This is a genomic window from Xanthomonas sp. 4461, assembly GCF_024806475.1.
Taxonomy (GTDB): domain Bacteria; phylum Pseudomonadota; class Gammaproteobacteria; order Xanthomonadales; family Xanthomonadaceae; genus Xanthomonas; species Xanthomonas arboricola_F.
Genome location: NZ_JANTYV010000005.1, coordinates 101598 through 127508 on the forward strand (window position 1 = coordinate 101598; position 25911 = coordinate 127508).

Consider the following 25911-nt stretch of genomic DNA (forward strand, 5'->3'; position numbering starts at 1 on the left):
CCCGACTCCCGACTCCCGACTCCCGACTCCCGACTCCCGACTCCCGACTCCCGAATCCCGAATCCCGGGCTCACCGCCTGCGCCGCGTCTTGCCCTCGGCCAGCAGCAGATCCAGCAGCCCGCTGCGCTGACGTGGCGCCAGGGTGTCGAAGCGGGCCAGCAGCACGCGTTGCTGATCGTCCAGGCGACGGTACTGGGCCGGTTCCTCGGCAATGGTCGACACCGGCGGGCCGAACACGCGGTCGCCGCGGCCAGTGGCCAGGTATTCGAACGCCATGCCGCTGCGCTTGGCCAGACCGATCAGGTTCTCCACCGACGGCGCGGTGCCCTCGGCCATTTCCCACTGCGCCACTGCGCTGCGGGTGACGCCCAGCTCGCCGGCCAGGGCTTCCTGGGTCAGCTTGGTGAAGCTGCGGGCTTCGCGTACTCGTTCGTACAGCTTGCTCACACGGCACCGGATCGGGAGGCGGACAGGGCCGGGAGATATAGCCCTAGCAGCGCTTTGGGATAGTTCGTATAACTTTCATATCGACATATGTTTGCGATACTGTCTCAATGGCGTCGAGGATGTGATCACAGCGAACTCAAGGAGGATGTTCATGGTCGAGCCTGTCACTCCAAACCCCGGCCAGCGGCCTGGCCAGACACCGCCGCCGAACGCACCGTGGCCGGCCGATTCGCCGCTGGATCCGGCGGTCGCGCGCTTTCGTGGAGCGCCCTGCTACCAGGTCTGGCGACGCAATCAGGAGTGGGATGCCATTGCCGAGGGCATGCATTGGTCAGCCGCGCTGGCGCCGCGCGGCTGGGCGCTGCGCTATCGGCATTGGTCCTTGCTGGGGATCGGGGCGACGCTTGCAGTTCTGGCTGCAGGCGTGGCGCTGGCCGGCGTGCAGGCGTGGTCGGCGGGCGCCTGGGTGGCGCTGTTGCTAGCCGAGCTGGGCTTGCGTGTGGGTGCGGCCCGGCAGGCCGGGAGCTGGCGCAGTGTGGCGTTACAGCGTGCCGGCTGGCAGGCGGTGACCCGCCTGCGTGCGATCAGCGTGGCCGATGCGGTGACCACCGCGCGGATCCGCGCCAGCCGCCCGCAGCGGTGAGCGAGCCGGCGATCAGCTGCGGCGGACGCCGTCGATGCGCATCCAGTCTTCGTCGCGCTCGCAACGCAGCTGGTCGAACCAGGGCGCGTAGCGTTGCAGCAACTCGTCCTCCTGGCCGTGCAGGATGCCCGACAGGGCAATGCGGCCGCCCGGCGCCACGCGTGCGGCCAGGGTGTCGGCCAACGCATCCAGTGCCGAGGCCAGGATGTTGGCGACCACCACCGGATAGGTCTGCACCGGCTCGTCCTGCGGCAGATACACCGCCAGCTGCGCGCCCACGGCGTTGCGCTCGGCATTGTCGGCCGTCGCCAGCAGCGCCTGCGGGTCGTTGTCCACCCCCACGGCGCTGGCGGCGCCCAGCTTCAGCGCGGCGACGGCCAGAATGCCCGAGCCGCAGCCGAAGTCGAGCACGCTGCGGCCCTGCAACTCGCCGCTGCCGGCCAGGCTGTCCAGCCAGCGCAGGCACAGCGCGGTGGTCTGGTGCGTTCCCGACCCGAACGCCAGGCCCGGATCCAGCCGCACCACGGCGGCCTGCGGCGTGTCGGCCGCTTCGGGCAGGTCGTGATTCCACGGCACGATGAAGGTGCGCGCGCCGAACTGCATCGGCTTGAACAGATCCATCCAGGCGCGTTCCCAGTTGCTGTCCTCGACCATGCGCAGTGCCACCTGGCTCCAGTCCAGCTCTGGGTCGAACGCTTCCAGCGCCGCAAGCACTGCCAGCGCGTCGCTCTCGCCATCGAACAGCGCAGTCAGCACCAGCGAATTCCATAACGGCATTTCGCCCACGCCAGGCTCCAGAATGGCGCGCTCGTTGCTGGTATCGGCATCGGCATCGAGCAGGGTCACCGCCAGCGCGCCGACGTCCTCCAGCGCGTTCTGGAAGCGGGGCTGGGTGGTATCGGAGCAGGGCAGGGTCAGTTCAAGAAACGGCATCGTGGCAGTCGGCAATCATCAAGGCGTGCATCGTAGACCATTCGCGGCGGCGGGCTGAGGCATTGCGCCCTGCCGGGTGCATGGCGCGGTGGAATACCGGGGCGGGATCACGCGCCGATGCGCCAGACGCGTCTACGCGACAGACGCGCGTTGCATCCAGACGCGGAGCGCGAAGCCGCCGGACACACGAGACACGCACGCAACAGGTGCCTCGCACTGGTGCGCTCGCGCGTCGACGCACACCCATTCTGTCTGTCAGGCAGAGCTCCGCGAGCGTTCCGGCATCGCGCTGTCTCCACATGCAAGGCCTACGCCGGATACAGGAGCCAGAGCGCGATGCGACCGGGCGCCTTTCGCACAAGCGATAGGCGCATTGCGATAAGAGTGCTCATGCGCAGACTGCCGTGTATTGCTTCTGTCAGGCAGACGTCCGCGAGCTTGCCGGCAGTGCGACGTCCCCACATGTGCTGGCTACGCTTCACCCGCACCCGCACCCGCACCCGCACCCGCACCCGCACCCGCACCCGCACCCGCACCCGCACCCGCACCCACACCCACACCCACACCCACACCCACACCCACACCCACACCCACACCCACACCCACACCCACACCCACACCCGCGATGCGATGCGATGCGATCAGGCACACGCAGCGCCCAGGCGAAGGGCGCTGCGCACATCAGCGCTGAAAAGACGTAGCGAGCGATTGCCAGGCGGGGGCGAACGCCGTATCGACAATGATCGATGGCACTGCACTGGCCAGCGGCATTCGCGCGCTACATGCCCACTCCCGGCAAAGGTCGCGCCTGTCTGCTGATCGCGCGGTCGCCTATTGCCCGATCTGCGCCGGCACTGCAGGCATCGCCCAGGCGCGCTGCGCGTAAAGGCAGCGTTCGCTTGCCGGCCGCCGCGTGCACGGCCGGGTGCTAGACTCCGCGCCGTTGCTGCGGGCGTCTTCCGCAGCTGGGTTGCCGCTGTGATGCCGCTTGTCCGTGCCCGCCATTTCTGGCTGTTGCTCGCTCCCGTCGCGCTCGCGACGGCAGCGTGGTGGCACCTGCGTGCGCAGCCGGCAGTGCGCGCCACTGCCGTACCCGCCAGCATCGGCGCCGTGCACCAGCCTGCGGCACCACCAGCGCGGCACCCATCTTCCGAACGCGGCAACGCGCTGCAACTGAGCTATCGCGATGCGGTGGATGCACAGCAGGATCTGTATCGCTATGCGCAGCAACTGCAGCAGCAGGTACGTGCCGGCGATGCGCAGGCTGGCTGGCGCCTGAGCCGGGTCTACGATTACTGCGCGCCGTATGCGTCCAGCCCGGCCGGCTATGCCGCCGACAGCGCGTGGATCGCCACGCACCAGACCCCGGGCGTGGCGGCGATGCACGCTGCACGCGATCGGGTGGCGCAGCGCTGCGCCGGCTTTGCCCCCAGCGATGGGCTGGGCCCGCGCCTGGTCGCGCAACAACGGCTAAGCGCCGCGCGCGGCGGCAGCCTGGCTGCCGAGGCCGCGTTGCTGGCCCTGGGCGAACCGCTGCAGGCAACGCCCACTTACAAGCGCGCGCTGGTGCGCCGTGTGCTGGCTTCGCGCGACCCGGAGGCTTACCTGGCCCTGGCGCCGGCGATGGGCGCGCGCGCCAGCGGCGATGACAGTCTGGACGGGTATGTGGCCGGCGATCAGTTCGCCGAACTCGCCTGGCAGGTGGCGGCGTGCCGCCTGGGCCTGGACTGCAGCGCCGACAGCACGCTGGTCACCAGTTATTGCGCCAACGCGGGCATCTGCTCGCGCGAGGGCGCGCAGGATTTTGTGTCGTTCGTATTCGACGCCGCGGTGCCGCGGCAGGGAGCAGACAGCGTGGATGAGATGGTCGATAGGTTGGTGTCCGATCCGGGAGCGCAGTCATGAATTACCGTCGGTTGGCGCATGGCGCCAAGTTCTGGTTCTGGGTGGCGTTGTTCGTGGCGTATTCGGCCGCGGCGGTGGGCATCGTGATGATCGATACCGCCGATCACCGTTACCAGCCGCTGTCGATCAGATCGACCACGGTCGGTGCCGACGAGCAGCAGCGACGGCATGGCGCCAGCGAGGTGGCCGCGGTGTACCGCGCCAGCAGCGCGATGCCGTTCTCCACCTTGTCGGCCGGCTCGATGTTTCAGGTGGTCTGGCCGGACGGCTCCACCGAAACCATGATGGTGGTCGACCCGGCCTCGTCCAGCGGCATCGTGCCGGTGCCGGGCAGCCAGCAGGCGCCTGCGCCGCGGCGTTGAGCGATGCAGCGCATCGCGCCCTGATGCGGGTGTGCTGCGCATCCGCGCGCACGACTGACGATCTGCGCAGCGGATCCGGTAGCACCCCGGCTCCGGTAGGAGCGCACCCGGGCGCGACGGGATTCTACCGACAAAGCGCGGTCGCGCCCGGGTGCGCTCCTACGCATCGGTCGGCGGGCCGCATAGTTTGCTGGTGCCGGCTGTGATCCAGCCGCGTGCCTGGCCTGCGCGGCGCACTGCCGAGGCGATGCACCGGCAAGTCATGCGACAAGCCAGGTGTCCCGTGCTCGTCGCATGGTGCAATAGCCAGTGCGATCACTCCTAATTCTGTAGGCTCCCGGCTCGCGTAGGAGCGCACCTGGGCGCGACGGGGTTCCACCGATAAGGCGTGGTCGCGCCCGGGTGCGCTCCTACGCATCGGTCGGCTGGCCGCATGGGTGCCGGTGCGGGGGTGTCGTCGCGATGCACCGGGAAACAACGCAAAAAGCCCGGTTTCCCGGGCTTGTTGCGTGGTGCAATGGCCAGTGCGATCAGGTCAGCGCGATCGACTTGTTCTTGCGCTCGGCCAGGCGCTTTTCCAGGTAATGGATGTTCTGCCCACCGGCCTGGAAGCCCTTGTCGCGCATGATGCGCTGCTGCAGCGGGATATTGGTCTTGATGCCGTCCACCACCATCTCGCTCAGCGCCACACGCATGCGCGCGATCGCGGTCTCGCGGTCGGGGCCGTGCACGATCAGCTTGCCGATCATCGAGTCGTAGTTCGGCGGCACCTTGTAGCCGGCATAGATGTGCGTATCCACCCGCACGCCCGGGCCGCCCGGTGGATGGAAGGCGGTGATCAGGCCCGGGTTGGGCATGAAGGTTTCCGGGTCTTCGGCGTTGATGCGGCACTCGATCGCATGCCCGCGCAGCACGATGTCGCTCTGCTTGATGCTGAGCTTGTGGCCGGCGGCGATGCGCAACTGTTCGCACACCAGGTCGATGCCGGTGATGCGTTCGGTCACCGGGTGCTCCACCTGGATACGGGTGTTCATTTCGATGAAGTAGAAGCGCCCGCCTTCGAACAGGAACTCGAAGGTGCCGGCGCCGCGGTAGCCGATGCGGATGCAGGCATCCACGCAGACCTTGCCGATCTCGTTGCGCAACTCCTCGGTGATGCCCGGGGCCGGCGCTTCTTCCACCACTTTCTGGTGGCGGCGCTGCATCGAGCAATCGCGTTCGCCCAGATGGATCGCACCGCCCTGGCCGTCGGCCAGCACCTGGATTTCCACGTGGCGCGGATTTTCCAGGAACTTCTCCATGTAGACCTGATCGTTGCTGAAAGCGGCCTTGGCTTCGGACTTGGTGGTTTCGATCGCAGCCTTCAACGCCGCTTCCGAATGCACCACGCGCATGCCGCGCCCACCGCCGCCGCCGGCGGCCTTGATGATCACCGGGTAGCCGATCTCGCGCGCCACCTTGGTGTTGGCGACGATGTCATCGCCCAGCGGGCCGCCCGAACCGGGCACGCACGGCACGCCGGCGGCCTTCATTGCGCGGATCGCCTCGACCTTGTCGCCCATCAGGCGGATGGTGTCGGCCTTGGGGCCGATGAAGATGAAGCCGGATTCTTCCACCCGCTCGGCGAAGTCGGCGTTTTCCGAGAGAAAACCGTAGCCGGGATGGATGGCCTGCGCATCGGTCACCTCGGCCGCGGCGATCAACGCCGGGATATTGAGGTAGCTGTCGCTGGAGGCGGCCGGGCCGATACAGACCGACTCGTCGGCCATGGCCACGTGCTTGAGGTTGCGGTCGACCGTGGAATGCACCGCGACCGTGCGGATGCCGAGCGTATGACACGCGCGCAGGATGCGCAGCGCGATTTCGCCTCGGTTGGCGATGACGACTTTATCGAGCATGGGAATAGGGAGTCGGGAATGGGGAATGGGTAGATGCGGGCATCATGGTGCGGCTCCACGTCTGCGTAAGGCATTCATCAATGCGGTGAGCTTGGCGAAGACCTGGTCGACCTGCTGGCTGACGATGTCTTCGTCCTCGGTGCTGCTGTAGCCCAGTCGGACGGCGATCTGGACCTGTGTATCCAGTTCGGAGAGCGATCCGCGCGCAATCGAGAGAAACCGCGCGTAATCGGGAGTTGAGCGCCGCGCCGCACCTTCGGCGATGTTCGACGGGACGCTGACGGCTGCACGGCGCAATTGCGCCGTCAGGCCGTAGCGCTCCTGCTCGGGAAAGATTTCGGTGAACCGATAGATCATTTCCACAAGCTCCATGGAATCGCGCCACGCCTCCAGACGTTCATGAGGCCGCTTTGCCGATTCCCGATTCTCCACTCCCGATTCCCCGGCGCTTCAGCCAATCACAAACAATGGCTGATCGAATTCCACCGGCTGGCCGGTTTCGCCGAGGATGGCCACGATGGTGCCGGAAACGTCGGCTTCGATCGGGTTGAACATCTTCATCGCCTCGATGATCGCCAGGGTGTCGCCGGCCTTGACCGCCTGGCCCACGGCGACGAATGCCGGCTTGTCGGGGGAGGGCGAGGTGTAGAACGTGCCGACCATCGGCGCGCGTAGCACATGGCCTTCCGGCAACGCAGCGGCCTGCTTGGCGCCTCCGGTGGAAGCCTCGGTGGGCGACTGCATCGGCATGGAGGCCGCTTGCGGCGCGGCGGCGGGGGCCGGTGCGTACTGCTGCACCGGCGCGCTCATCACCTGGGTGCCCTTGGGAACGCGCGCCAGGCGCACGCTTTCTTCGCCTTCCTTGATCTCGATTTCGGCGAGATTGGATTCTTCGAGCAGGTCGATCAGCTTCTTGATTTTGCGGAGATCCATAAGGGCCTCTTGTGGTGAATCGGTGGAGAGTGCCGGCGGATGCCGACGGAATGGGGTCAGACCCTCGGCGCGGTGGCCGATGGGGGGAGGGCACCTGTCATGCGTCGCGCTCCAGGCGCGCGATCGCCGCTTCCAGCGCCAGCCGGTAGCTGTCTGCGCCGAAGCCGCAGATCACCCCGTCGGCCTTGTCGCTGAGATAGCTGTGATGGCGGAACGGCTCGCGCGCATGCGGGTTGGACAGGTGGATCTCCACGAACGGCAGCCCCACGCCCAGCAGCGCGTCGCGCAGCGCCACCGAGGTATGGGTGAAGGCCGCCGGGTTGATCAGGATGTAGGCGGTGCCGTCCTCGCGGGCGGCGTGGATGCGCTCCACCAGCACGTGCTCGGCATTGGACTGCAGGCTGCTGAGCGTGTGCCCGGCTGCCTGCGCGCGATCCACCAGGGCCGCATCGATCTGCGCCAGCGTGGTGCGCCCGTAGACCTCCGGCTCGCGGGTGCCGAGCAGGTTGAGGTTGGGGCCGTGCAACAGCAGCAGGTGGGCCATGGGATCCAGCGGAGCGGAAAGGCCGGAAGTCTGCGCGATGTGGGCGATGCTGTCCAGATAGCAGAAGTTATAGCTGTTTTAAACAATCGTTTGAATTCTTGCGGCGATTGTCGGCGCAGTCAGGTGCGGAGGGCATCTACCCAGGCGGCCCTGTTGCGGCAGCCTGCAGTGCCAGGCCGCATCGTCACGGCTGCTGCCCACCAGTCCTGCCAGTGGCCCCCCCGGCACCGGCATCGGTGGTGGTGCAGCGCGGCGCAGGGACCGGTCTGCGCATCTTCCACTGCTGCGCGTCGTGGTTCTGTGCCCGTGGCAGCAAGTTCGGCCGTTCCCGCCAGCGGGGGCGAGGCGCCATCGGTCAGGTTGCGCCGCCGGAGCGGCCTGCCGCAGTGAGCGGCACCCACGCTGGCCGCGCGCACCCACCGCGCACGATGGGCGCCGTTGCCGCCCCGGATGCCCGCGCAGACAAGCGTCGGTGCAGCGATGCGCCCCGCCGCCGATGGCCTACCTGCCCTCGGTTGCCGCGGTGTCGCCTCCGAGGTGTCGCCACAGGAAGGTGTACATCAGCGCAGCACGGTGCGCAGCCTGGGCATTGTCGCCAGGGTTGGCGTGGCCGCCCTCCATGCTTTCGTAGAACACCGCGTCCTTGCCTGCATCCAGCATCTTGGCGGCCATCTTGCGTGCGTGCCCAGGGTGGACGCGATCGTCGCGGGTGGAGGTCAGGAAGATCGTGGGCGGATAGGTCTTGTTCGGATCGAACAGGTGATATGGGGAAAAGGTCTGGATGAACGACCAGTCCGCAGTGTCCGGGTTGCCGTACTCGTCCATCCATGACGCGCCGGCCAGCAGGTGGTTATAGCGGCGCATGTCCAGCAGCGGCGCTTCGATCACTACCGCCCCGAACAGCTGCGGATACTGGGTCAGCATGTTGCCGGCCATCAATCCGCCGTTGCTGCCGCCGCGCACGGCCAGATGCCTGGCCGAGGTGACCTTGCGTGCGATCAGGTCCTGCGCGATGGCGGCCATGTCCTCGTAGGCCTTGTGCCGGTTTTGCTTGAGTGCGGCCTGGTGCCAGCGCGGGCCGTACTCGCCGCCGCCACGCATGTTCGACAGCGCGAAGATCCCGCCCTTCTCCAGCCACGCTCGTCCCATGACGCCGGAGTAGTACGGCAGCATCGGGATCTCGAAACCGCCATAGCCATAGAGTTGGGTCGGTGCGCTGCCATCGAATGCCAGCGCCTTCGGACGGACCAGGAAATACGGGACGCGGGTGCCGTCCTTGCTGGTCACGAAGTGTTGCTCGATGAGGAACCGGCTGGCATCGAAGAACGCCGGCAACGCTTTCAGGCGCTGCGGTTGCTTGCCGATCTGCGCCAGCGACAGCGTGGGCGGAGTGAGGTCGTCGGCGACGGTGAGCCACACCGCATCGCTGTCGAGGTCGTCCAACGCCTTGATCTCTGCGGCGCCGAAACTGGGTGCACCGACGAACGCGCTGCGCTTCCAGCCCTGCGCACCGGGCGTCAGCACGCTCAGCCGCGTTTTGACGTCATCCAGGATGTTGAGCACCAGGTGCGAGCGGGTCCAGACGGCACTGCTGAGCGAGGCGGTGTCGGTGGGCTGGAAGACCACCTCGAAGGCGCGCTTGCCCGCCATGAAATCGTCGAAACGGGTGGCCAGCAGCGTGCCGGCTGCATAGGTCTTGCCGCCGACGCTCCACGGCTCGCGCAGCTCCAGCGTCAGCCATTGGCGATGCAACTGCTTGGTCGCCGAGTCCGGCACCTCGATCTGGGCCAGGTGTCCGCTACTGTCGCGCAGATACCAGCGCTTGTTGCGGATGCCCAGCTCGCGAATCACGATGTCCCGCTCGAAGCCCGGGGTGTCGTCATGGAAGGCCCTCACGCGCATATCCTGCGGGCTGCCCTCGTAGACGGTCGTGGCGGTGTCCAGGGCGGTGCCGCGTTTCCATTGTTTGACCACGCGCGCGTAGCCCGAGTCGGTCGTGGTGCCAGCACCGAAATCGGTACTGACATAGACGGTGTCCTGGTCGATCCAGGAGAGCTCGCCCTTGGCTTCGGGCCGGACGAAGCCGTCCTGCACCCACTGCTTGTCGACCAGGTCGAACTCGCGGGTGACGTCGGCATCGGCACCGCCGCGCGACAGCGTGATCAGGCAGCGGCGATAGGCCGGACGCAGACAGTCGATGTCCTCGTGCTGCCATGCCCAATCCTTGCCCTCGCTCTGGTTGAGGGCGTCCAGATCCAGCACGGTTTCCCACTTGGGTGCGGGCTTGCGATATTCGGCCGGCGAAGTCCGTCGCCATATGCCGCGCTTGTGCTCTCTGTCCTGCCAGAAGTTGTAGTAGCTGTCACCGATCTTCTGCACGTCGGGAATCTTCGCATCCGAGTCCATGACTTCACGAATCCGTGTTTCCAGCTGCTTGAATTCGGCGGTGTCGGCCAGTTGTTTCTCGGTGCGTGCATCTTGTTGCTTTACCCAGTCGAGCGCTCTTGTGCCGGTGACATCTTCCAGCCACAGATACGGGTCTGCGCTGGCCGCAGCGGGTGGAGTAGCCGCAATGCCGGGTGTCGCAGGTGCTGCATCGACACCTGCAATGCCGGCAAGAAACAAGGCTGCGCCGAAAAAGGTGGACGTGGGGGCCATTATGTTGCCATCGCCGAAAGGGGGCGACAGCATAAAGTCGAATCTCGCGCTGCGACCGCGCAGTGAGTAATGTTGAGAAATGCGCGCCGAGAAACATCCGTTCGCGCCGCGGCGACTTTATACAAAAATAAAAATAACCGGATGCGGCCGAGTTAATCGTTTCCGGGCTCGATCGCGACGGATGATGGTCGTCGGCATCTTGCGGCGTCGGCCGTGCGCCGGTGAGCGGGGCAGGCTGCCGGCGACAGCAAGACGCGCAGGTTCTTCAGATCACCTTGCGGGCACAATCTGTACGCTTGTGCAGCGCTCGCCAGACGCATGCATCGGGGCGTCGAAGAAGCCGCTCACCGCGCCGCGCGCAGCAATGCATCCTCGGTGATCGCGCTGGTCAGCACCGTGGGCAGGATCGCCGGCGGGGCGCCGGGGCCATAGACCACGTACAGCGGCACGCCGACCGCCTGGTGCTGGTCGAGGAAGGTGCTGATGGCCGGGTCGACATTGGTCCAGTCGCCCTTCATGTAGACCGCATCGACACGGCGCAGCGCGTCGCGGAAGTCGGCGCTGCCCAGCACGTTCTTTTCGTTGGCCTTACAGGTCACGCACCAGTCGGCGGTCATGTTGACGAACACCACGCGGTTGTCGGCGCGCAGGCGGTCCAGCAGCTGCGGCGAGAACGCGACCACGCCTTCGCTGGCGGCGGTGGCGGCCGGCAGGCGCAGGCGGGTGACGCCCACCACCGGCACGATGGCCAGCACCAGCATCGCTGCGGCCAGGCGCAGGCCGGCGCGGTTGCTGGTCCAGCGGCTGCGCTCGAAACACCACAGGCCCAGCGCCAGCAGGGTGGCGCCGACCAGCATCAGGGCCAGCGCATCCACGCCGCGCTGCTTGCCCAGCACCCACAGCAGCCAGATCGCGGTGAGATACATCGGGAACGCCAGCACCTGCTTGAGCGTTTCCATCCAGGCGCCGGGCGTGGGCAGGCGCCGCGCCAGCGACGGGATGAAGCCGATCAGCAGGAACGGCAGCGCCAGGCCCAGGCCCAGTGCCAGGAACACCAGCATCGCCAGCAGCGCAGGTGCGGTGAACGCATAGGCCAGGGCGGTGCCCATGAACGGGGCGATACAGGGGCTGGCGACCACACAGGCCAGCACGCCGGTGAAAAAGTCGCCCAGCGGCCCGTTGCGCGCGGCCAGCGACTGGCCGATGCCACCCAGGTTGCTGCCCAGCGTGAACACGCCCGACAGGCTCAGGCCCACCGCGAACATCAGATAGGCCAGTGCCGCCACAAACCACGGCTGCTGCAGCTGGAAGCCCCAGCCGGCCGCCTGGCCGGCCGCACGCAGGGCGATCACCAGCCCGCCGATGGCGGCGAAGGACACCAGCACGCCCAGCGAATACCAGATGGCATGGCTGCGCGCGTGGCTGCGGCTCTCGCCGCTATGGGCCAGGCCCAGCACCTTCAGCGATAGGATCGGCAGCACGCACGGCATCAGGTTCAACACCAGCCCACCCAGCAGCGCCAGCGCCAGCATCGCCAGCAGGCCCTTGTCGGTGTGTGGCGGCTGGGTGCGCTGCGGGTTGTCGGCTGCCGCTGTAGGCGCGGGTTGCGTCTTGGCGTTCGGCGCCGTTGCCGGGGCGGGCTCGGGCGGCGCCTGCCCGGCGGCCAGCGGCGAGATCATCAATGGGGCGGCTTGTGCCTGGTTCTGTGGCGACACCGTGCCGGTGGGCAGGTCCAGCGCCACGCGGCGGGTCATCGGCGGGTAGCAGATGCCGTCGGTCTGGCAGCCCTGGAAGGTGGCCACCAGGGTCACCCGCGCCGGGTCGGGATGCTCGCGCAGCAGCGGCAGGGTGACTTCGGCCTGGTCGAAATACACCACCACATCGCCGAAATGTTCGTCGCGATGGGTCTTGCCCTGCGGCCAGCGCGGCAGCCCGGTGCGCACGCCGCCGCTGCCTTCCACCGCCAGCGAGGTGCGGTCGCGGTAGAGGTAGTAGCCCGGTGCCGGGGTGAAGCGCAGCAGCAGGCTGTTGCCATCGCCCACGATGGCCTCGAAGGTGAAGGCCTGCTCGGCCGGCAACGGTAGCGCATCCACGCCGGCGCCCTGGCCGGGCGCCCCGAACAGGCGCGGGCCGGGCGCGGCGCGCGGCACCAGGGCGCCCAGGTTTTCGCGTGGCGTGGCGGTGGTGGCCGCCGCCGTCGGTGCGCCGGGCAGGCTCACCCGGATCTCGCGGCGCTGCGGCGGGTAGCACACCCCGGCATCGGCGCAGCCCTGGTATTGCACCTGCAGCACCGCGGTTTTCAGTGCCGGATCGGCCCTGCCGGCCAGGGTGGCCTGCAGTTGTTTGCGGTAGGTCTGCACCTGGCCGAAGAACTCGTCGTGCTTGCTCTGGCCTTCCGGCAGCGCCAGTTCGCCGGCAGCAAAGCCTTGTCCGGATTTGACGCTGATGCGGTGCCGATACAGGTAATAGCCCGGCGCGATTTTCCAGCTCAGGCCGATGCTGTCGCGGCTGTCGGCCTGGGCGCTGAGCGCGAAGGCCTGGTCCACCGGCAGCAGGTCGGCCTCGCTGACCGCCTGCGCGGCGGGCGCCGCCAGTGCGAGCGAGGCGGCGATGACAGGGGCGGACAACCGTGCGCAGCGGGCGATCCAGCGGGACAGAAACTTCATGGACGTCAGGATTCCTTAGCGGGTATCGGCCCGGACCCAATCGAGATACGCCGGCAGCCCGGCGCTGGCTTGGACCGCAACCGCCTCCGGCAGTTCATAGGGATGCAGTGCCCGCAGCCGCGCGATGGCGTCCGGCAGGCGATCCTCCCAGGTCTTGATCAGCAGCTGCACTTCGGTGCTGCGCTCGATCGCCCCGTTCCAGCGGTACAGCGATTGCGCGCCCGGCAACTGGGTGACGCAGGCGGCCAGGCGTTCGTCGAGCAAGGCGTGCGCAATACGGTCGGCGCTGTCCGCATCCGGGCAGGTGCTGAACAACAAATGGAGGGAAGAGGCATTCATTCGGTCTGGCAGTGTAATCCCCTGTCTGCGGGGGGAGCGACTGCGCATTCCGGAACAGGGCGTCAACTTCGCTGGATTGGCGCCGCCGGCGGGCCGTGCGTAGCGCTGTCCAGGTCTTTGTGAGCCGAACAGGCGTGCCGGGCTTCTAGAACGGCGTCTGTGCGCACGCCGATGAGCGTAGTACGCCGGGTAACTTGCAAGCGCCGGATGCACCGCTGTCCGATGCGTGCCTGGACCGCGCTCCGCGCCAACAACAGGGTCGTGCAAAGCGAGGCTGGCCCGCGATTAACAACAAGGCCCCGCTCCTGCGGACAATGTGGATTGGAGGGACCAGTTTCCCTGGCCCGGCATCGCGATGCCGGGCCAGGGGGGCATGACCGCCTGGTGCTGACGGTGGTCGTCGCCTCGCATGCGCCATCGGTTTGCGTGCAACGCCAGGCGGCAGCCTCGCGGCGATTGGCGACATGCTGCCGACCATCGCCGCTGGCGCCCGACGCCTCACGGCACGCCGGCCTTCCTGGCACGCGCGGAACAGCGGTCCAGCCGCACCGGCCCGACGCAGCGCGCGTCGGGCCGGCGTGGCTCAGTTGGCCAGCTGGCAGCTGGCCGGTTTGGCCGAGGTAAATAGGCCGGCGGTGGCCCATTCGGGGTGATCGACGAACGGGTTGCGGTTGCCCTGGAAGCTGAAGATCACCTGGTTGCGCGCGCGTTCTGCATCGTCCGGCGGGTCGGCCTGGTGCCAGGCCAGCAGCGTGGACAGCAGGCCCATGTAGGCGGGCGAGGATGCGGTCTGCACGATCCGGCTGCGGTCGTCGGTGAGTTCCAGATCCGGTTCGGACTGGCCGGTGGTCGCATCAACGCCGCCTTCGTAGCGGATCGCCATGTACATCACCGCGCGTGCCATGTCGCCCTTGCGCTTGCCCCACACCTCGAAGGTGCCGCTGTTGCCGTCCGGCGTGCGTACCCAGTTGGAATTGCCCGGATAGCGCCCGCTGCCGCCGCCGCTGCCGTCGTTGACCTCGGTCACCCGCTCGCCGCAGCTGCTGGTGCAGGTGGCGTAGGGCTTGTTGCCGCGGTCGGCGTTGAAGGTGGTGTCGGTCAGGTACAGCATGTGGGTGTCGGTGTAGGGCGCATACGGCAGGCCGCGATCGCCGGTGGCGCTGCCGAAACCCAGCGAGTTGGGCCAGGTGTGCTCGCGGTTGTAGGTCAGGCCGCTGCCGGTGCCGGCCCGGTCGCTGCCCTTGGCGTAGCTGCGGTTGCGGTAGGCGTCCAGGATCCGGCCGCTGTTGTTGGGGTCCTCGTCGGCCATCTCCAGGATGGTCCAGGTGTTGGTGCCGGTTCCGCTGTAGGGATAGACCGTGTGGCCGCGGATGGTCGCATTGAGCGAGCAGCGCAGCTGGCTGGGGCTGGTGGTGTTGACCCGCGAGTAGTAGCCGGTACCGCCGCCGCTGGCGGTCGCCACGGTGAAGGCGATCGACTGATTGGCCGCCGGGCTCAGCCCGCTGGCATCGCGGATGGCGCTGGCCGTGATCGCCAGGGTGCAACGCTCGCCGCCGACCAGGGCGGTGTTGGTGGACAGGGTGAAGCGGGTGCCGCTGCTCGGGTAGCTCAAGGCCACCGTGCCGGAGCTGGCGCAGCTCAGCGCAAAGGCGCCGCCGCTCAGCGTCACCGCCTCGCTGAAGCCCACGCTCAGATCGCCCGCGGCGGGGAAGCCGGTCGCGCCCTGGGTTGGAGTGGTGCTGGTGATCGATGGTGCAGCGCCGGTTTCGCCGCCACCGCCGCTGCCGTTGAAGGTCTGGCCGCGGTTGCACGCGCCAAAGGTCTGCGCCGACGAGCCGGCCCAGCTGAAGTTGGCCGCGCTGCTGCCGGTGCCGGTCAGTTGCAGCGAACTGCCGACCGCGCTGCTGTTGCTCTCGCTGACCGGCAGGTTCTGGCTGGTGACGCCGGCGGCGGGCCCGCCGCTGCCGGTGATGGCGCCTTCGTAGCTGAGGAACTGCACCAGTTGCCCGCTGGGATCGACCAGCGCCACGCCGTCGTTGGGCCCGTTCTGCACGCCGTTGCTGGCGTAGCTCACCGTGGCCACGCGCACCTGGCTGCCGCAGCTGACCAGGCTGCCGGCCGGGACTGCCGTGTTGGCATAGACCGTCGCCGCACTGGGCGCGCTGCCGTTGTACAGATAGATCCGGTAGCCGCTCAGCGACTCGCCGGCGGTGGCCACCACTTCCACGCCTTCGCCGGTATCGCCGGAGGCGCCCGCGTCGTCGTAATGCAGTTCGTTGATGAACACCGCGGCGTGGGCGGCGGGGACGGCCAGGACAATGGCGCAGGCCAGCGGAAGACTACGGAACGGCAACCTCATCGACAGCTCCTTGTGATCGGGGAATGCGGGTCCGACTGTAGAGTCTGCGCATGACAAACGATGGAACCTGGTTCCATTTTTAGAGCGCGTGCCGCCCGGCCCGCATGGCGGGGCGGGTGGAGCGGCGGCCAGGGGATGAGCTAGCGACGGCTACGCGCGCGGCCTGTCTGCGCGCCGCCCCAGGCCCGCCCGATGACGGTTTACTGGGCCTCCGTTGTCGCTGCCTGGCCTGCGAATCAGACCTGCCGAAGAAAAAAGTTTGCGCCCGGCCCTTGAAACCCGCCCGCCCAGCACAATCTCTGGCCCGCACCCGCTCTGTCGGGTTTTTTCCGCGCGCTGTGCTGGCAGTCGTCATATGCGAGTGCTAACATCGCCGATAATTTCCAGGCCAATCAATCACTTAAGAGGGTCTTTCTCTATGAGCATCAAGCCGCTTCACGACCGCGTTGTAGTCAAGCCGATCGAAGCCGACGAAGTTTCCGCCGGCGGCATCGTGATTCCGGACTCCGCCAAGGAAAAGTCCACCAAGGGTGAAGTCGTCGCCATCGGCGCCGGCAAGCCGCTGGACAACGGCAGCCTGCGCGCGCCGGTGGTCAAGGTCGGCGACAAGGTGATCTACGGCCAGTACGCCGGCAGCAGCTACAAGTCCGAAGGCGTCGAGTACAAGGTGCTGCGCGAAGACGACATCCTGGCGGTCATCGGCTGATCAGGCGCTCTGCGCCGGGAATCGGGAGTGGGGAATCGGGAATGGGCAAAGCGGCTAGCGCCCTTCGCCATCCCACCCCGCCTCGATATCCGCCCTTGATTGACCGATTCCCCATTCCCCATTCCCCATTTCCGGAGTTACATACAAATGGCTGCTAAAGACATTCGTTTCGGTGAAGACGCACGTACCCGCATGGTCCGTGGCGTCAACGTTCTCGCCAATGCCGTCAAGGCCACCCTGGGCCCGAAGGGCCGCAACGTCGTGCTCGAGAAGAGCTTCGGCGCGCCGACCATCACCAAGGACGGCGTCTCCGTCGCCAAGGAAATCGAACTGGCTGACAAGTTCGAGAACATGGGCGCGCAGATGGTCAAGGAAGTCGCTTCCAAGACCAACGACAACGCCGGCGACGGCACCACCACCGCCACCGTGCTGGCCCAGGCCCTGATCCGCGAAGGCGCCAAGGCCGTGGCCGCCGGCATGAACCCGATGGACCTCAAGCGCGGTATCGACCAGGCCGTCAAGGCCGCCGTCATCGAGCTGAAGAACATCTCCAAGCCCACCACCGACGACAAGGCGATTGCCCAGGTCGGCACCATCTCGGCCAACTCGGACGAATCGATCGGCAACATCATTGCCGAAGCGATGCAGAAGGTCGGCAAGGAAGGCGTGATCACCGTTGAAGAAGGCTCGGGCCTGGAAAACGAGCTGGACGTGGTCGAGGGCATGCAGTTCGATCGCGGCTACCTGTCCCCGTACTTCATCAACAACCAGCAGAGCCAGTCGGCCGACCTGGATGATCCGTTCATCCTGCTGCACGACAAGAAGATCTCCAACGTGCGTGACCTGCTGCCCGTGCTGGAAGGCGTGGCCAAGGCCGGCAAGCCGCTGCTGATCGTCGCCGAAGAAGTCGAAGGCGAAGCGCTGGCGACCCTGGTGGTCAACACCATCCGTGGCATCGTCAAGGTCGTGGCCGTCAAGGCACCGGGCTTCGGCGACCGTCGCAAGGCGATGCTGGAAGACATGGCCGTGCTGACCGGCGGCACCGTGATCTCCGAGGAAGTGGGTCTGGCGCTTGAGAAGGCGACCATCAAGGACCTGGGCCGTGCCAAGAAGGTGCAGGTCTCCAAGGAAAACACCACCATCATCGACGGTGCTGGCGATTCGGCCGCGATCGAGTCGCGCGTCGGCCAGATCAAGACCCAGATCGAAGACACCTCGTCCGATTACGACCGCGAGAAGCTGCAGGAACGTGTGGCCAAGCTGGCCGGCGGCGTTGCCGTGATCAAGGTCGGCGCCTCGACCGAAATCGAAATGAAGGAAAAGAAGGCCCGCGTCGAAGACGCCCTGCACGCCACCCGTGCAGCCGTCGAAGAAGGCGTGGTCCCGGGCGGCGGCGTGGCCCTGGTGCGTGCGCTGGTGGCCGTCGGCAACCTGACCGGTGCCAACGAAGACCAGACCCACGGCATCCAGATCGCCCTGCGCGCGATGGAAGCCCCGCTGCGCGAAATCGTGGCCAATGCCGGCGAAGAGCCGTCCGTGATCCTGAACAAGGTCAAGGAAGGCACCGGCAACTACGGCTACAACGCCGCCAACGGCGAGTTCGGCGACATGGTCGAGTTCGGCATCCTGGATCCGACCAAGGTCACCCGTTCGGCGCTGCAGAACGCAGCCTCGATCGCCGGCCTGATGATCACCACCGAAGCCATGGTGGCCGATGCACCGAAGAAGGACGAGCCGGCGATGCCGGCCGGCGGTGGCATGGGCGGCATGGGCGGCATGGATTTCTGATCCACGCCACTTCGGCTGTTGCAACACAAAAGGACCCCGCCGAAAGGCGGGGTTTTTTGTGGGCGGTCGTGGATGCCGCAAGAGGCGGTCGTCGATGGATGATCTGCACCGGAGCATGTGGCAGATGCACGTTCGCCGTTGGTCGCGCAGGCCAAGCAGACCCCCACGACCTCGTAGGAGCGCACCTGGGCGCGAAGAGGCTTCACCGATAACGCCCCGTCGCGCCCGGGTGCGCTCCTACTCACGGCCAATGCAGGGCCCGCGCAACCGGCTCGCGGCCGAACCCTCGCGCATGCATGACCAAGCAGACCCCCACGACCTCGTAGGAGCGCACCTGGGCGCGAAGAGGCCTCACCGATAACGCTCCGGTCGCGCCCGGGTGCGCTCCTACGCAGGATCGATGCGGCGCCCGCGCAACCGGCTCGCGGCCCCAACCGTGTGCGACATCGCAAAACCACGCAGATCGCGACGTCAATCACACTTGCATGACTAGGTGTTGACACCGATGTCATCGCAGTTCTAGCGTCATTCGGGCAGGCGTTTGCGCCGCGTGGTCGGGGGGCCATCGGACAAGGGGCGGCGGTGCGTGCATCGCCGGCAGACGTCGTTGCAGTGCACTGCCACGCCGGCCGCGTCCGGCTTCTCCCGGGGATCTTATGAACTGCCGCAGTCATCGTCTTGCCTTGTCGATTTCCGTGTCCCTTGCACTGACGGCCGCCGCTGCGCCGCCGCTCATGGCCCAGCAAACCGAGCCGGACACACCACGCGCCACCTCCACCCTGGATGCGGTCAGCGTCACCGGCTCGCGCATCAAGCGCGCGCAGGTCGAAGGCGCGCAGCCGGTGGTCACCATCTCCGCGCAGCAGATCCAGCAGGAAGGCTTTGCCACTGTCTACGACGTGCTCAACAGCATGAACCAGCAGGGCTCGGTGGAAGCCGATACGCAATGGGGCTCGCACACGCCCAATGCCTCGCCGATCAATCTGCGCGACCTGGGGCCCGGGCGCACCCTGCTGCTGGTCAACGGCCACCGCGTGGCCGATTACCCGCTGCCGTACGGCGGCGAAAGCAACTTTTCCAACTACAGCAACATCCCGTCTGCGGCGGTGGAGCGCATCGAGATCCTCACCGGCGGCGCCTCGGCGATCTATGGCTCGGACGCGGTGGCCGGCGTGGTCAACGTGATCCTCAAACGCGACTACCAGGGCGACCAGCTGCGCCTGCGTGGCGGCACTGCCACCGAAGGTGGGCGCGACAGTTTCGATGTGTCGTGGGCGGGCGGGCGCACCGGCGAAAACTGGAGCGTGACCTACGCCCTGCAGGCCACCCGGCGCGACCCCTTGAGCGGCCGCGATCGCCCGCAGATGGACGACTCGGACGACATGTCCTATTCCAACTGGACCGGGCAGAACCGTCTGTACGGCTTCAACCCGTTCACCGGCCTGAGCCTGGTCGATGCCAACACCAACGAGCGTCTGGCGCCGCCTGCGGGCACCTGCGCGCGCTTCGGCGGCGAGTTCGTCGATGCGCCGCGGCTGAGCTACGACCAGAACAGCGGCGCGCTGACCAATGCGGGCAACTATTGCGGCGTGGCGCGCGATTACGGCGATTGGGGCCTGGTCACCGGCAGCGAAGATTATTCGGCGTATCTCTACGGCACCTGGAAGTTCGGCGAGGCCACCGAGGCGTGGGCCACGCTGTCGGCCAACCGCAGCATCGGGCGCTGGACCTACGATCCGCCATACGCCTACCTGGGCCCGTTCCAGGACGCGGCCACCGGACGCTCGTTGAACCTGATCCGTCAGCTCACCCGGCGCGAAGCCGGCGGCTGGGACCGGCTGGCCAACTACAACAAGGAACAGTCCTGGGATCTGAGCGCCGGCTTGCGCGGGGTCTGGGCCGATCGCTTCGATTGGGAGCTGAGCGTGGGCCGCTCGCGCTACACCGTGGACGAATACATCCGCACTGTGGATACCGCGCGCGCCACCGAGTACTTCCTCGGCAGCCCCACCGGCACCGCCGCCGACGGCTCGCCGATTTATGCGATCAACGAAGCACGGCTGTATGCGCCGCTGTCGTCGAACCAGTACGACCAGCTGGTCGCCAAATCGCATAACTCGGCGTATTCGTGGGTGAATCAGGCCAGTTTCAGCCTCAGCGGCGATCTGGTGCAGGGCTGGGCCGGGCCGATCCGTTTCGCCACCGTGGCCGAAGTGGCCAAGCAGGGTTATCAACTGTCGCCGGACCCGTGCGCCAACGAGTGCTACCCGGTGGACGTGGTCGATAGCGGCGGCGGCGAACGCCTGCGCAGCTCGGCCGGTCTTGAATTCCAGATCCCGTTGTTGTCGACGTTGAGCGCCAATGTCGCCGGTCGCTACGATCGCTACGGCAATTACCGCTCTTCGGCCGCGATTGCGACCGATGTCGGCACGCAAAGCGATACCACCTGGAGCGCGGGTCTGGAATGGCGCCCGGTCGAGAGCCTGTTGTTGCGCAGCACGCTGGCCACCAGCTTCCGCGCGCCGGACATGCACTACGTGCTCGGCGAACCCAGCTCCACCAACCAGACCGTGATCGACCAGTACCGCTGCATTACCTCTGGCGCGTATCAGACCGGCGGCTGCAACGACGAAAACAACAACATCTACTACACCGTGGATGTGAATCGGCGCGGCACCCCGGATCTTCGCTCGGAAACCGGCCGCTCGTTCACTGGCGGGGTGGTGTGGGACATCGCGCAAGGGCTGTCGCTGAGCGTGGATTACTACCGCATCCAGCTGGAGGAAATGATCAAGGATCTGGACCGCGACGAGATCCTGTCGGCCGAAGCCGGCTGCCGCACCGGCACCACCATCAGCGGCGGTGCCTGGAACAATCCAGGCGGTGCGGGGTATTGCGACACCATCACCTCGCGCGTGGTGCGCAATGCCGATGGCACCATCGCCAGCATCGAGCGCGGCCCGATCAACCTGGCGCAGATGGAAACCTCCGGCATCGATGCCTCGCTGAAGTATCGCCTTGCCACCGCCGGCTGGGGCAACTTCCAGCTGTCGCTGGATTACAACACCCTGACCGCCTACCGCGAACAGATCTACCGCACCGACAGCGACGAGAACCGTCGCGACGAACGCGTGCGCAGCCGCGTGCGCGGCAGCGTGCACTGGGACAACGGCGGCGCCTGGGACTGGACGGTGTACTTCCGCCGGCTCGGCTCGATGCGCGCGGTCAACTGGGGCACCTGCGCCCGCTTCGACGACGGCTACCAGCCCAGCGCCTCGGACGAATGCCTGGTCACCGACACCGGCAACGTGAATCTGGGCCGGACCAGCAAGCGCTATTTCGGCCGCGTGGGCCCGGCGATCTACTGGAACCTGAGCACCGGCTACAAGATCACCGACCACGCCAAGGTCAACTTCTACGTCAACAACGTGTTCAACGAAGTGGGCTACGAGAACAAGGAGCGCTTCTACGGCTACGGGTTCTACAACACCACCTTGTTCAACCCGATCGGCCGCGAAGTGGCGGCGGAGTATGTGTTTACGTTTTGAGTGACGTTTGCCCCACTGCACGCCATGGCCTCATCGCCGTGGCGTGCAGTCGGGTATTGCGGTGACACATATAGGCGCGGCGTAACACCAGGCAAGACGCGATGTCAGGCAAGACGCGATGCGGTTCGGCGCAAGCTTGCCAACGCACGCGTGGCGATGCCGCGCATTGGATCGCTCAAGGCCACGTCGTCGATGGACCGCTGCCAGAACTGTTCGGCCATCTCCGCGGCGCGTCGCCATTGTGCGAATTGACCGACCGTGGGTGGTGGAATCTCGATATCCCGCGGCACGATTTCGCCACTGGATGCCGGCCGCAGCGCCATCGGCAACATGTCGTACACCGGCGCAAGCCGCAGCGGAAAGGTGTCGGCAAGAATCAGCGCTGCATTGCCCAGATGCATGTCGGTGTTGCCGATCAGCACGCCGAACCAGCTGATCACCTCAAGACGCTCTGCATCGTCCGCACTCAGCCAACCATCGCGCTTGAGCAGTGGCGCAAGCGCGCGCCACGTGCCGACCTCCGACTGCCCATAGAACGCGGTAAAGATCGCCATCAACGAGACAAAACCGTGGCGGCCCAGCGTTGGAGTGCGATCGAAGCGCGTGGATTCGAGAAAGACGCGCTCGCCGGCCTGCAGCCGCTGCGTCGTTGCGGCTGCGATGCCGCCGGCAAGTAGCACGTTGCTCGCAAGGTGCTCCATCTGCAGCAGGTCCGCCCAGCGCCGCCCGGCCGGCTGATCGATCCGGTCGGAGAACTTCACAATGACCGGACGATACACGCCATGTTCGCGCAGCACGGCAGTGAACTTCGGTTGCTCGCCTGCAGCGGACGAGCCGACGTCCTCGCCGCGCAGGGCGGCATCGGCATGCTGGAGATATGCGTGCAGGCGCGCCTCGATGTCGATGCACTCAGGCTGGTCGATCGACGACAGCGCGCGAGCCAGCGCATGCTCGCCCACGAGCAGGTCACCGAGCTGGTCGTGACCATCGGACAGCAGCGCGACGAGTGTGTCACTGGGCGACCACAGCATGAGATTTTCAGGTAGCCGCAACGACCCGGAGACGCGACGTGCCAGATTGCGCCCGAGAAATCCCTGCGGGCGTTGGTCATCCAGAAACCAGGGCAGCGACTCGAACACGCCCAGCTGCATCGGCGGATGCAGGAGCACCGGGTTTTCCTGCAGCAGCTCCACGAAGAAATGGTCGTGATGGAGTGCATGCAGCTGGCCCAGCGCCACAACGCGGGCATGGCTGTCGATGCGGTAGAGCGGCCAGGCGCGCGCGCCCCGCACCTCGCCTGCGGCGGCATAACTGGTGGCGCGTGCGCTGCCGTAGCGCCGCACCGCAGTTCCTGCGGCGGCAACCAGGCGAGAAAGTGTTGCCTTGCTCACGCCCAATCGCGCGGCAAGATCGGCGCCGCGCAACGGGCCGTTGACGCGCAGCGTGGTGACCAGGCGTTCTACTGCTTCGGGCTGAGGCATGCAAACCACGAGTGAAACGATTTATGAAACGATATATCAGGTTTGATCGCGTAACAAGTACATGACTTGTATGGGAAATTTCACAATTCAGAGATACATCAGGTATTGAGAGTGAAACGATACTTTCGGTGTTTCTGGGCCGGAGAGTGCCCGGAGCACGATCTTGCACAGAGCTGGACGGCCCCAGCGGCGCTTGAGAAACGACGAGCGTCGCAGTGCGGCATCGTTCATGTCACAACGCCCGGACGCGGTGCGCGCATCCGCTTGTCGCCAAGAGCGGGCCTGAAACACCGCATGGTGTGCCGAGGTGAGGCGCGCCCTGTACCTTTTGCATCCGCTTTCAGGCGGGTAGACCTCCACGCCAGCATCGCACCGCGCCGGGCACGCGCGGCAACATTCCGTGACACTGCTGCTGCAGGTAAGGAAGTCTGCACGTCAGCATCGATCGGATTGCGCCCCGTTGCCCTGATCAACCGCTGCTGCCATGCGTACGACTGCTTGCCGCGCCACCCGACGATTGCTTCCACGCGCATGGTCCGTTGCCGATGAAACAGTGGCAACGCGCAAATACGCGTGGTATCAATGCATCCCATGAACGCACCCCGCAGCCAGTTTTATTTTTGGTACTACGGTTTTCCGATGCCGCTGGCGGAGGACGGATTGCGCTCACCCTGAAGAAATCTTCAGCAGCATTCCCGAAAAGCCGCCAGCGCACACTGGCGGCTTTTTTGTTGCCGCCTTGCCTGGCTTCCCTATGCACTGCCGACCCGAGACAACGTTATGCCGCCCGTGACCGATGACCTGCGTATCCGCAAGATCGAAGCCCTCGCACCGCCTTCGCAGCTGCTGTCGCTGCTGCCCTGCGACGAGCGCGCCTCCGAGACCGTGACCAACTCGCGCGCCGCCCTGCACGCCATCCTGCATGGGCGCGACGACCGCCTGGCGGTGGTGATCGGGCCCTGCTCGATCCACGACCCGGTCGCGGCGATGGAGTATGCGCAGCGGCTGCGCCCATTGCGCGAGCAGTTCGGCGACGCGCTGGAGATCGTGATGCGGGTGTACTTCGAAAAGCCGCGTACCACCATCGGCTGGAAGGGCCTGATCAACGATCCGGACCTGGATGGCAGCTTCCAGATCAACAAGGGGCTGCGTGTGGCGCGCGGCCTGCTGCGCGACATCAACAACCTCGGCTTGCCGGCGGGTGTGGAATTTCTCGACATCATTTCGCCGCAATACATCGCCGACCTGGTGGCCTGGGGCGCGATCGGCGCACGCACCACCGAAAGCCAGGTGCACCGCGAAATGGCCTCGGGCCTGTCGTGCCCGGTGGGCTTCAAGAACGGCACCGGTGGCGACGTCAAGATCGCGGTGGATGCGGTGGGCGCGGCCTCGCACCCACATCATTTCCTGGCCGTGACCAAGGACGGCCAGACCGCGGTGGCCGCAACCGCAGGCAATCCGGATTGCCATGTAATCCTGCGCGGCGGCAAGCAGCCCAACTTCGATGCGGCCAATGTGGAAGCGGCCAGTCAGGTGCTCAACAAATCCGGGTTGCCGGCACGCCTGATGATCGATGCCAGCCATGCCAACAGCGGCAAGAATCCCGACAACCAGCCCAAGGTCATCGACGACATCGCCACGCAGCTGGAAGGTGGCGAGACGCGCATCGTCGGCGTCATGGTGGAGAGCCACCTGGTCGGCGGCCGCCAGGAGCTGGTGCCCGGTTGCGAGCTGACCTACGGCCAGAGCATCACCGACGGCTGCCTGGATTGGGACGCTTCGGTGCAGGTGCTGGAGCGTCTGGCGACAGCGGTGCGTGCACGTCGTGCGCGGCGGGTTGCCGAGGCTGCATGAGCCCGGGAGGTGGCATTGTCGGGCCGATGGCAGGATTGCGCGTCGGGCGGCTTGCGGATGCGGCACCGGGCGTCGCCCGAATCCTTTCGGCGCGATGCGCCACTTCTCCGGTGGGAGAAGGTCAGGAGCGCTGCTGCTCCTGACGGAATGAAGGCAGCCCGCCTCGCCATCGTGAAGCGTCTTTCTTTCGCGAAACGAAAACCCCTGTGCCTGTGGGAAAGGGCTGGGGCGATGGTGCGGCGGAACACCATCCTCCAACGCCTGAACGGCCATACCAGCGGCCAAAAAAACGCCGGACCGGCGCAGGGAGCCGGTCCGGCGGATTGAACAACACCACCCACTGGTGACTCGTCGCTGTGGCGGCCAGGAGGGGGAGTCGTTGCGCACCGCCGGCGAGCGAGTAGGAACGTTATCCCCCGCGCGCATGGCCCGCGCATGTCGCTGCGTGGCGTCGGCAGACATGAAGTTTCGAAAGAGTTAATCGACGCCGCAGCGGTGCTTCACTGCGGAGATCGCCGCATGCGTGACAACGCAGCCAGCAGCTTGCGCAGGTGCGCCGCTTCGATACGCTGCGCCATCGCCATCGCCATCGCCATCGCCATCGCCATCGGCTTCGCTTCGGGGGCGCCCGGGCCGGTGAAGCCACTCATCGCCACGGTCTGGCCCGGTTGAGTCGGCGCGGCTGCGCCGCCGGCGCAGATATCCGTCTTTCGCGCAGTGGCGCGTGCAGGATGGGTAGGCTGGACATGCCGGGCATAGCGGAAACCGGCACGCCCACCAAGGCCGCGCCCAGCATCTTGCCGCATACGACCCTGCTGCAACGGGCAGCGGCGTCCACGTCCATTG

17 protein-coding genes and 2 pseudogenes are annotated in these 25911 nt (G+C 66.6%); 7 read left to right on the forward strand and 12 right to left on the reverse strand.

Features of this window, described 5'->3' with window-relative positions:
* Positions 1-70 precede the first annotated feature (70 nt).
* Positions 71-448: a helix-turn-helix domain-containing protein gene (locus tag FHY19_RS17340; RefSeq protein WP_046964217.1), complete on the reverse strand. Its 378-nt coding sequence runs from the start codon at positions 446-448 to the stop codon at positions 71-73.
* A 145-nt stretch (positions 449-593) separates the two neighbouring features.
* Between FHY19_RS17340 and FHY19_RS17345 the strand changes: the two genes are divergently transcribed.
* Positions 594-1091, forward strand: coding sequence for a hypothetical protein (locus FHY19_RS17345; protein WP_259167444.1), 498 nt, complete (start codon positions 594-596; stop codon positions 1089-1091).
* 12 nt (positions 1092-1103) lie between these two features.
* On the opposite strand, the gene prmA is transcribed toward FHY19_RS17345, so the two are convergent.
* The gene (gene prmA / locus FHY19_RS17350) at positions 1104-2024 is read right to left on the reverse strand and encodes a 50S ribosomal protein L11 methyltransferase (RefSeq protein WP_259167446.1); all 921 of its coding nucleotides are present in this window, start codon (positions 2022-2024) and stop codon (positions 1104-1106) included.
* Positions 2025-3005: 981 nt separating this feature from the next.
* Between prmA and FHY19_RS17355 the strand changes: the two genes are divergently transcribed.
* Together FHY19_RS17355 and FHY19_RS17360 are read left to right on the forward strand one after the other, a co-directional pair.
* On the forward strand, positions 3006-3929 hold the full coding sequence (locus FHY19_RS17355; RefSeq protein WP_259167448.1) for a hypothetical protein: 924 nt from the start codon (positions 3006-3008) through the stop codon (positions 3927-3929).
* On the forward strand, positions 3926-4291 hold the full coding sequence (locus FHY19_RS17360; protein WP_259167451.1) for a hypothetical protein: 366 nt from the start codon (positions 3926-3928) through the stop codon (positions 4289-4291). Before FHY19_RS17355 ends, FHY19_RS17360 begins: the two co-directional genes overlap by 4 nt.
* 530 nt (positions 4292-4821) lie before the next feature.
* On the opposite strand, the gene accC is transcribed toward FHY19_RS17360, so the two are convergent.
* From accC to FHY19_RS17400, 8 genes and pseudogenes are all read right to left on the reverse strand, one after another.
* Entirely contained in the window at positions 4822-6189 is a 1368-nt protein-coding gene (gene accC / locus FHY19_RS17365) for an acetyl-CoA carboxylase biotin carboxylase subunit (RefSeq protein ID WP_046964211.1), read from the reverse strand.
* A 42-nt stretch (positions 6190-6231) separates the two neighbouring features.
* Entirely contained in the window at positions 6232-6561 is a 330-nt protein-coding gene (locus FHY19_RS17370; RefSeq protein ID WP_259167706.1) for a four helix bundle protein, read from the reverse strand.
* Between the two features lie 78 nt (positions 6562-6639).
* A complete protein-coding gene (gene accB / locus FHY19_RS17375) occupies positions 6640-7122 on the reverse strand; it encodes an acetyl-CoA carboxylase biotin carboxyl carrier protein (RefSeq protein ID WP_259155718.1) in 483 nt (160 codons plus the stop codon).
* 97 nt (positions 7123-7219) lie between these two features.
* Positions 7220-7666 (reverse strand): type II 3-dehydroquinate dehydratase, encoded by a 447-nt coding sequence (aroQ, locus tag FHY19_RS17380; protein ID WP_046964208.1) that lies wholly within the window; start codon positions 7664-7666, stop codon positions 7220-7222.
* Between the two features lie 501 nt (positions 7667-8167).
* A pseudogene (locus FHY19_RS17385) lies at positions 8168-10219 on the reverse strand (prolyl oligopeptidase family serine peptidase); the annotation flags it as partial.
* A gap of 449 nt (positions 10220-10668) precedes the next feature.
* Positions 10669-12990, reverse strand: a complete 2322-nt coding sequence (locus FHY19_RS17390) for a protein-disulfide reductase DsbD (RefSeq protein WP_259167455.1) — start codon at positions 12988-12990, stop codon at positions 10669-10671.
* Positions 12991-13005: 15 nt separating this feature from the next.
* On the reverse strand, positions 13006-13329 hold the full coding sequence (cutA, locus tag FHY19_RS17395) for a divalent-cation tolerance protein CutA (protein ID WP_259155714.1): 324 nt from the start codon (positions 13327-13329) through the stop codon (positions 13006-13008).
* Positions 13330-13912: 583 nt separating this feature from the next.
* A complete protein-coding gene (locus FHY19_RS17400; RefSeq protein WP_259167457.1) occupies positions 13913-15688 on the reverse strand; it encodes an endonuclease in 1776 nt (591 codons plus the stop codon).
* Positions 15689-16106: 418 nt separating this feature from the next.
* On the opposite strand from FHY19_RS17400, the gene FHY19_RS17405 reads away from it, so the two are divergent.
* The 3 genes from FHY19_RS17405 (at position 16107) to FHY19_RS17415 (ending at position 21730) form a co-directional block, all read left to right on the forward strand.
* On the forward strand, positions 16107-16394 hold the full coding sequence (locus tag FHY19_RS17405; protein WP_003483210.1) for a co-chaperone GroES: 288 nt from the start codon (positions 16107-16109) through the stop codon (positions 16392-16394).
* Between the two features lie 147 nt (positions 16395-16541).
* Positions 16542-18182: a chaperonin GroEL gene (groL, locus tag FHY19_RS17410; RefSeq protein WP_039421754.1), complete on the forward strand. Its 1641-nt coding sequence runs from the start codon at positions 16542-16544 to the stop codon at positions 18180-18182.
* Positions 18183-18916: 734 nt separating this feature from the next.
* Positions 18917-21730, forward strand: coding sequence for a TonB-dependent receptor (locus FHY19_RS17415; protein WP_259167459.1), 2814 nt, complete (start codon positions 18917-18919; stop codon positions 21728-21730).
* A gap of 104 nt (positions 21731-21834) precedes the next feature.
* Here the strand turns inward: FHY19_RS17415 and yjjJ are convergent, their stop codons facing one another.
* Positions 21835-23220, reverse strand: a complete 1386-nt coding sequence (gene yjjJ, locus FHY19_RS17420) for a type II toxin-antitoxin system HipA family toxin YjjJ (RefSeq protein WP_259167460.1) — start codon at positions 23218-23220, stop codon at positions 21835-21837.
* A 771-nt stretch (positions 23221-23991) separates the two neighbouring features.
* Here yjjJ and FHY19_RS17425 point away from each other — a divergent pair.
* Positions 23992-25065: a 3-deoxy-7-phosphoheptulonate synthase gene (locus FHY19_RS17425; protein WP_259167462.1), complete on the forward strand. Its 1074-nt coding sequence runs from the start codon at positions 23992-23994 to the stop codon at positions 25063-25065.
* Between the two features lie 545 nt (positions 25066-25610).
* Here the strand turns inward: FHY19_RS17425 and FHY19_RS17430 are convergent.
* Positions 25611-25813 (reverse strand): annotated as a pseudogene (locus tag FHY19_RS17430) (hypothetical protein); the annotation flags it as partial.
* Between the last annotated feature and the right edge of the window lie 98 nt (positions 25814-25911).

What these genes read in the sequence shown, in the direction of transcription:
- FHY19_RS17345 (WP_259167444.1), top strand. Translation starts at nt 594, where the DNA reads ATGTTCATGGTCGAGCCTGTCACTCCAAACCCCGGCCAGCGGCCTGGC.
- prmA (WP_259167446.1), bottom strand. Translation starts at nt 2,024, where the DNA reads ATGCCGTTTCTTGAACTGACCCTGCCCTGCTCCGATACCACCCAGCCC.
- FHY19_RS17355 (WP_259167448.1), top strand. Translation starts at nt 3,006, where the DNA reads ATGCCGCTTGTCCGTGCCCGCCATTTCTGGCTGTTGCTCGCTCCCGTC.
- FHY19_RS17360 (WP_259167451.1), top strand. Translation starts at nt 3,926, where the DNA reads ATGAATTACCGTCGGTTGGCGCATGGCGCCAAGTTCTGGTTCTGGGTG.
- accC (WP_046964211.1), bottom strand. Translation starts at nt 6,189, where the DNA reads ATGCTCGATAAAGTCGTCATCGCCAACCGAGGCGAAATCGCGCTGCGC.
- FHY19_RS17370 (WP_259167706.1), bottom strand. Translation starts at nt 6,561, where the DNA reads ATGGAGCTTGTGGAAATGATCTATCGGTTCACCGAAATCTTTCCCGAG.
- accB (WP_259155718.1), bottom strand. Translation starts at nt 7,122, where the DNA reads ATGGATCTCCGCAAAATCAAGAAGCTGATCGACCTGCTCGAAGAATCC.
- aroQ (WP_046964208.1), bottom strand. Translation starts at nt 7,666, where the DNA reads ATGGCCCACCTGCTGCTGTTGCACGGCCCCAACCTCAACCTGCTCGGC.
- FHY19_RS17390 (WP_259167455.1), bottom strand. Translation starts at nt 12,990, where the DNA reads ATGAAGTTTCTGTCCCGCTGGATCGCCCGCTGCGCACGGTTGTCCGCC.
- cutA (WP_259155714.1), bottom strand. Translation starts at nt 13,329, where the DNA reads ATGAATGCCTCTTCCCTCCATTTGTTGTTCAGCACCTGCCCGGATGCG.
- FHY19_RS17400 (WP_259167457.1), bottom strand. Translation starts at nt 15,688, where the DNA reads ATGAGGTTGCCGTTCCGTAGTCTTCCGCTGGCCTGCGCCATTGTCCTG.
- FHY19_RS17405 (WP_003483210.1), top strand. Translation starts at nt 16,107, where the DNA reads ATGAGCATCAAGCCGCTTCACGACCGCGTTGTAGTCAAGCCGATCGAA.
- groL (WP_039421754.1), top strand. Translation starts at nt 16,542, where the DNA reads ATGGCTGCTAAAGACATTCGTTTCGGTGAAGACGCACGTACCCGCATG.
- FHY19_RS17415 (WP_259167459.1), top strand. Translation starts at nt 18,917, where the DNA reads ATGGCCCAGCAAACCGAGCCGGACACACCACGCGCCACCTCCACCCTG.
- FHY19_RS17425 (WP_259167462.1), top strand. Translation starts at nt 23,992, where the DNA reads ATGCCGCCCGTGACCGATGACCTGCGTATCCGCAAGATCGAAGCCCTC.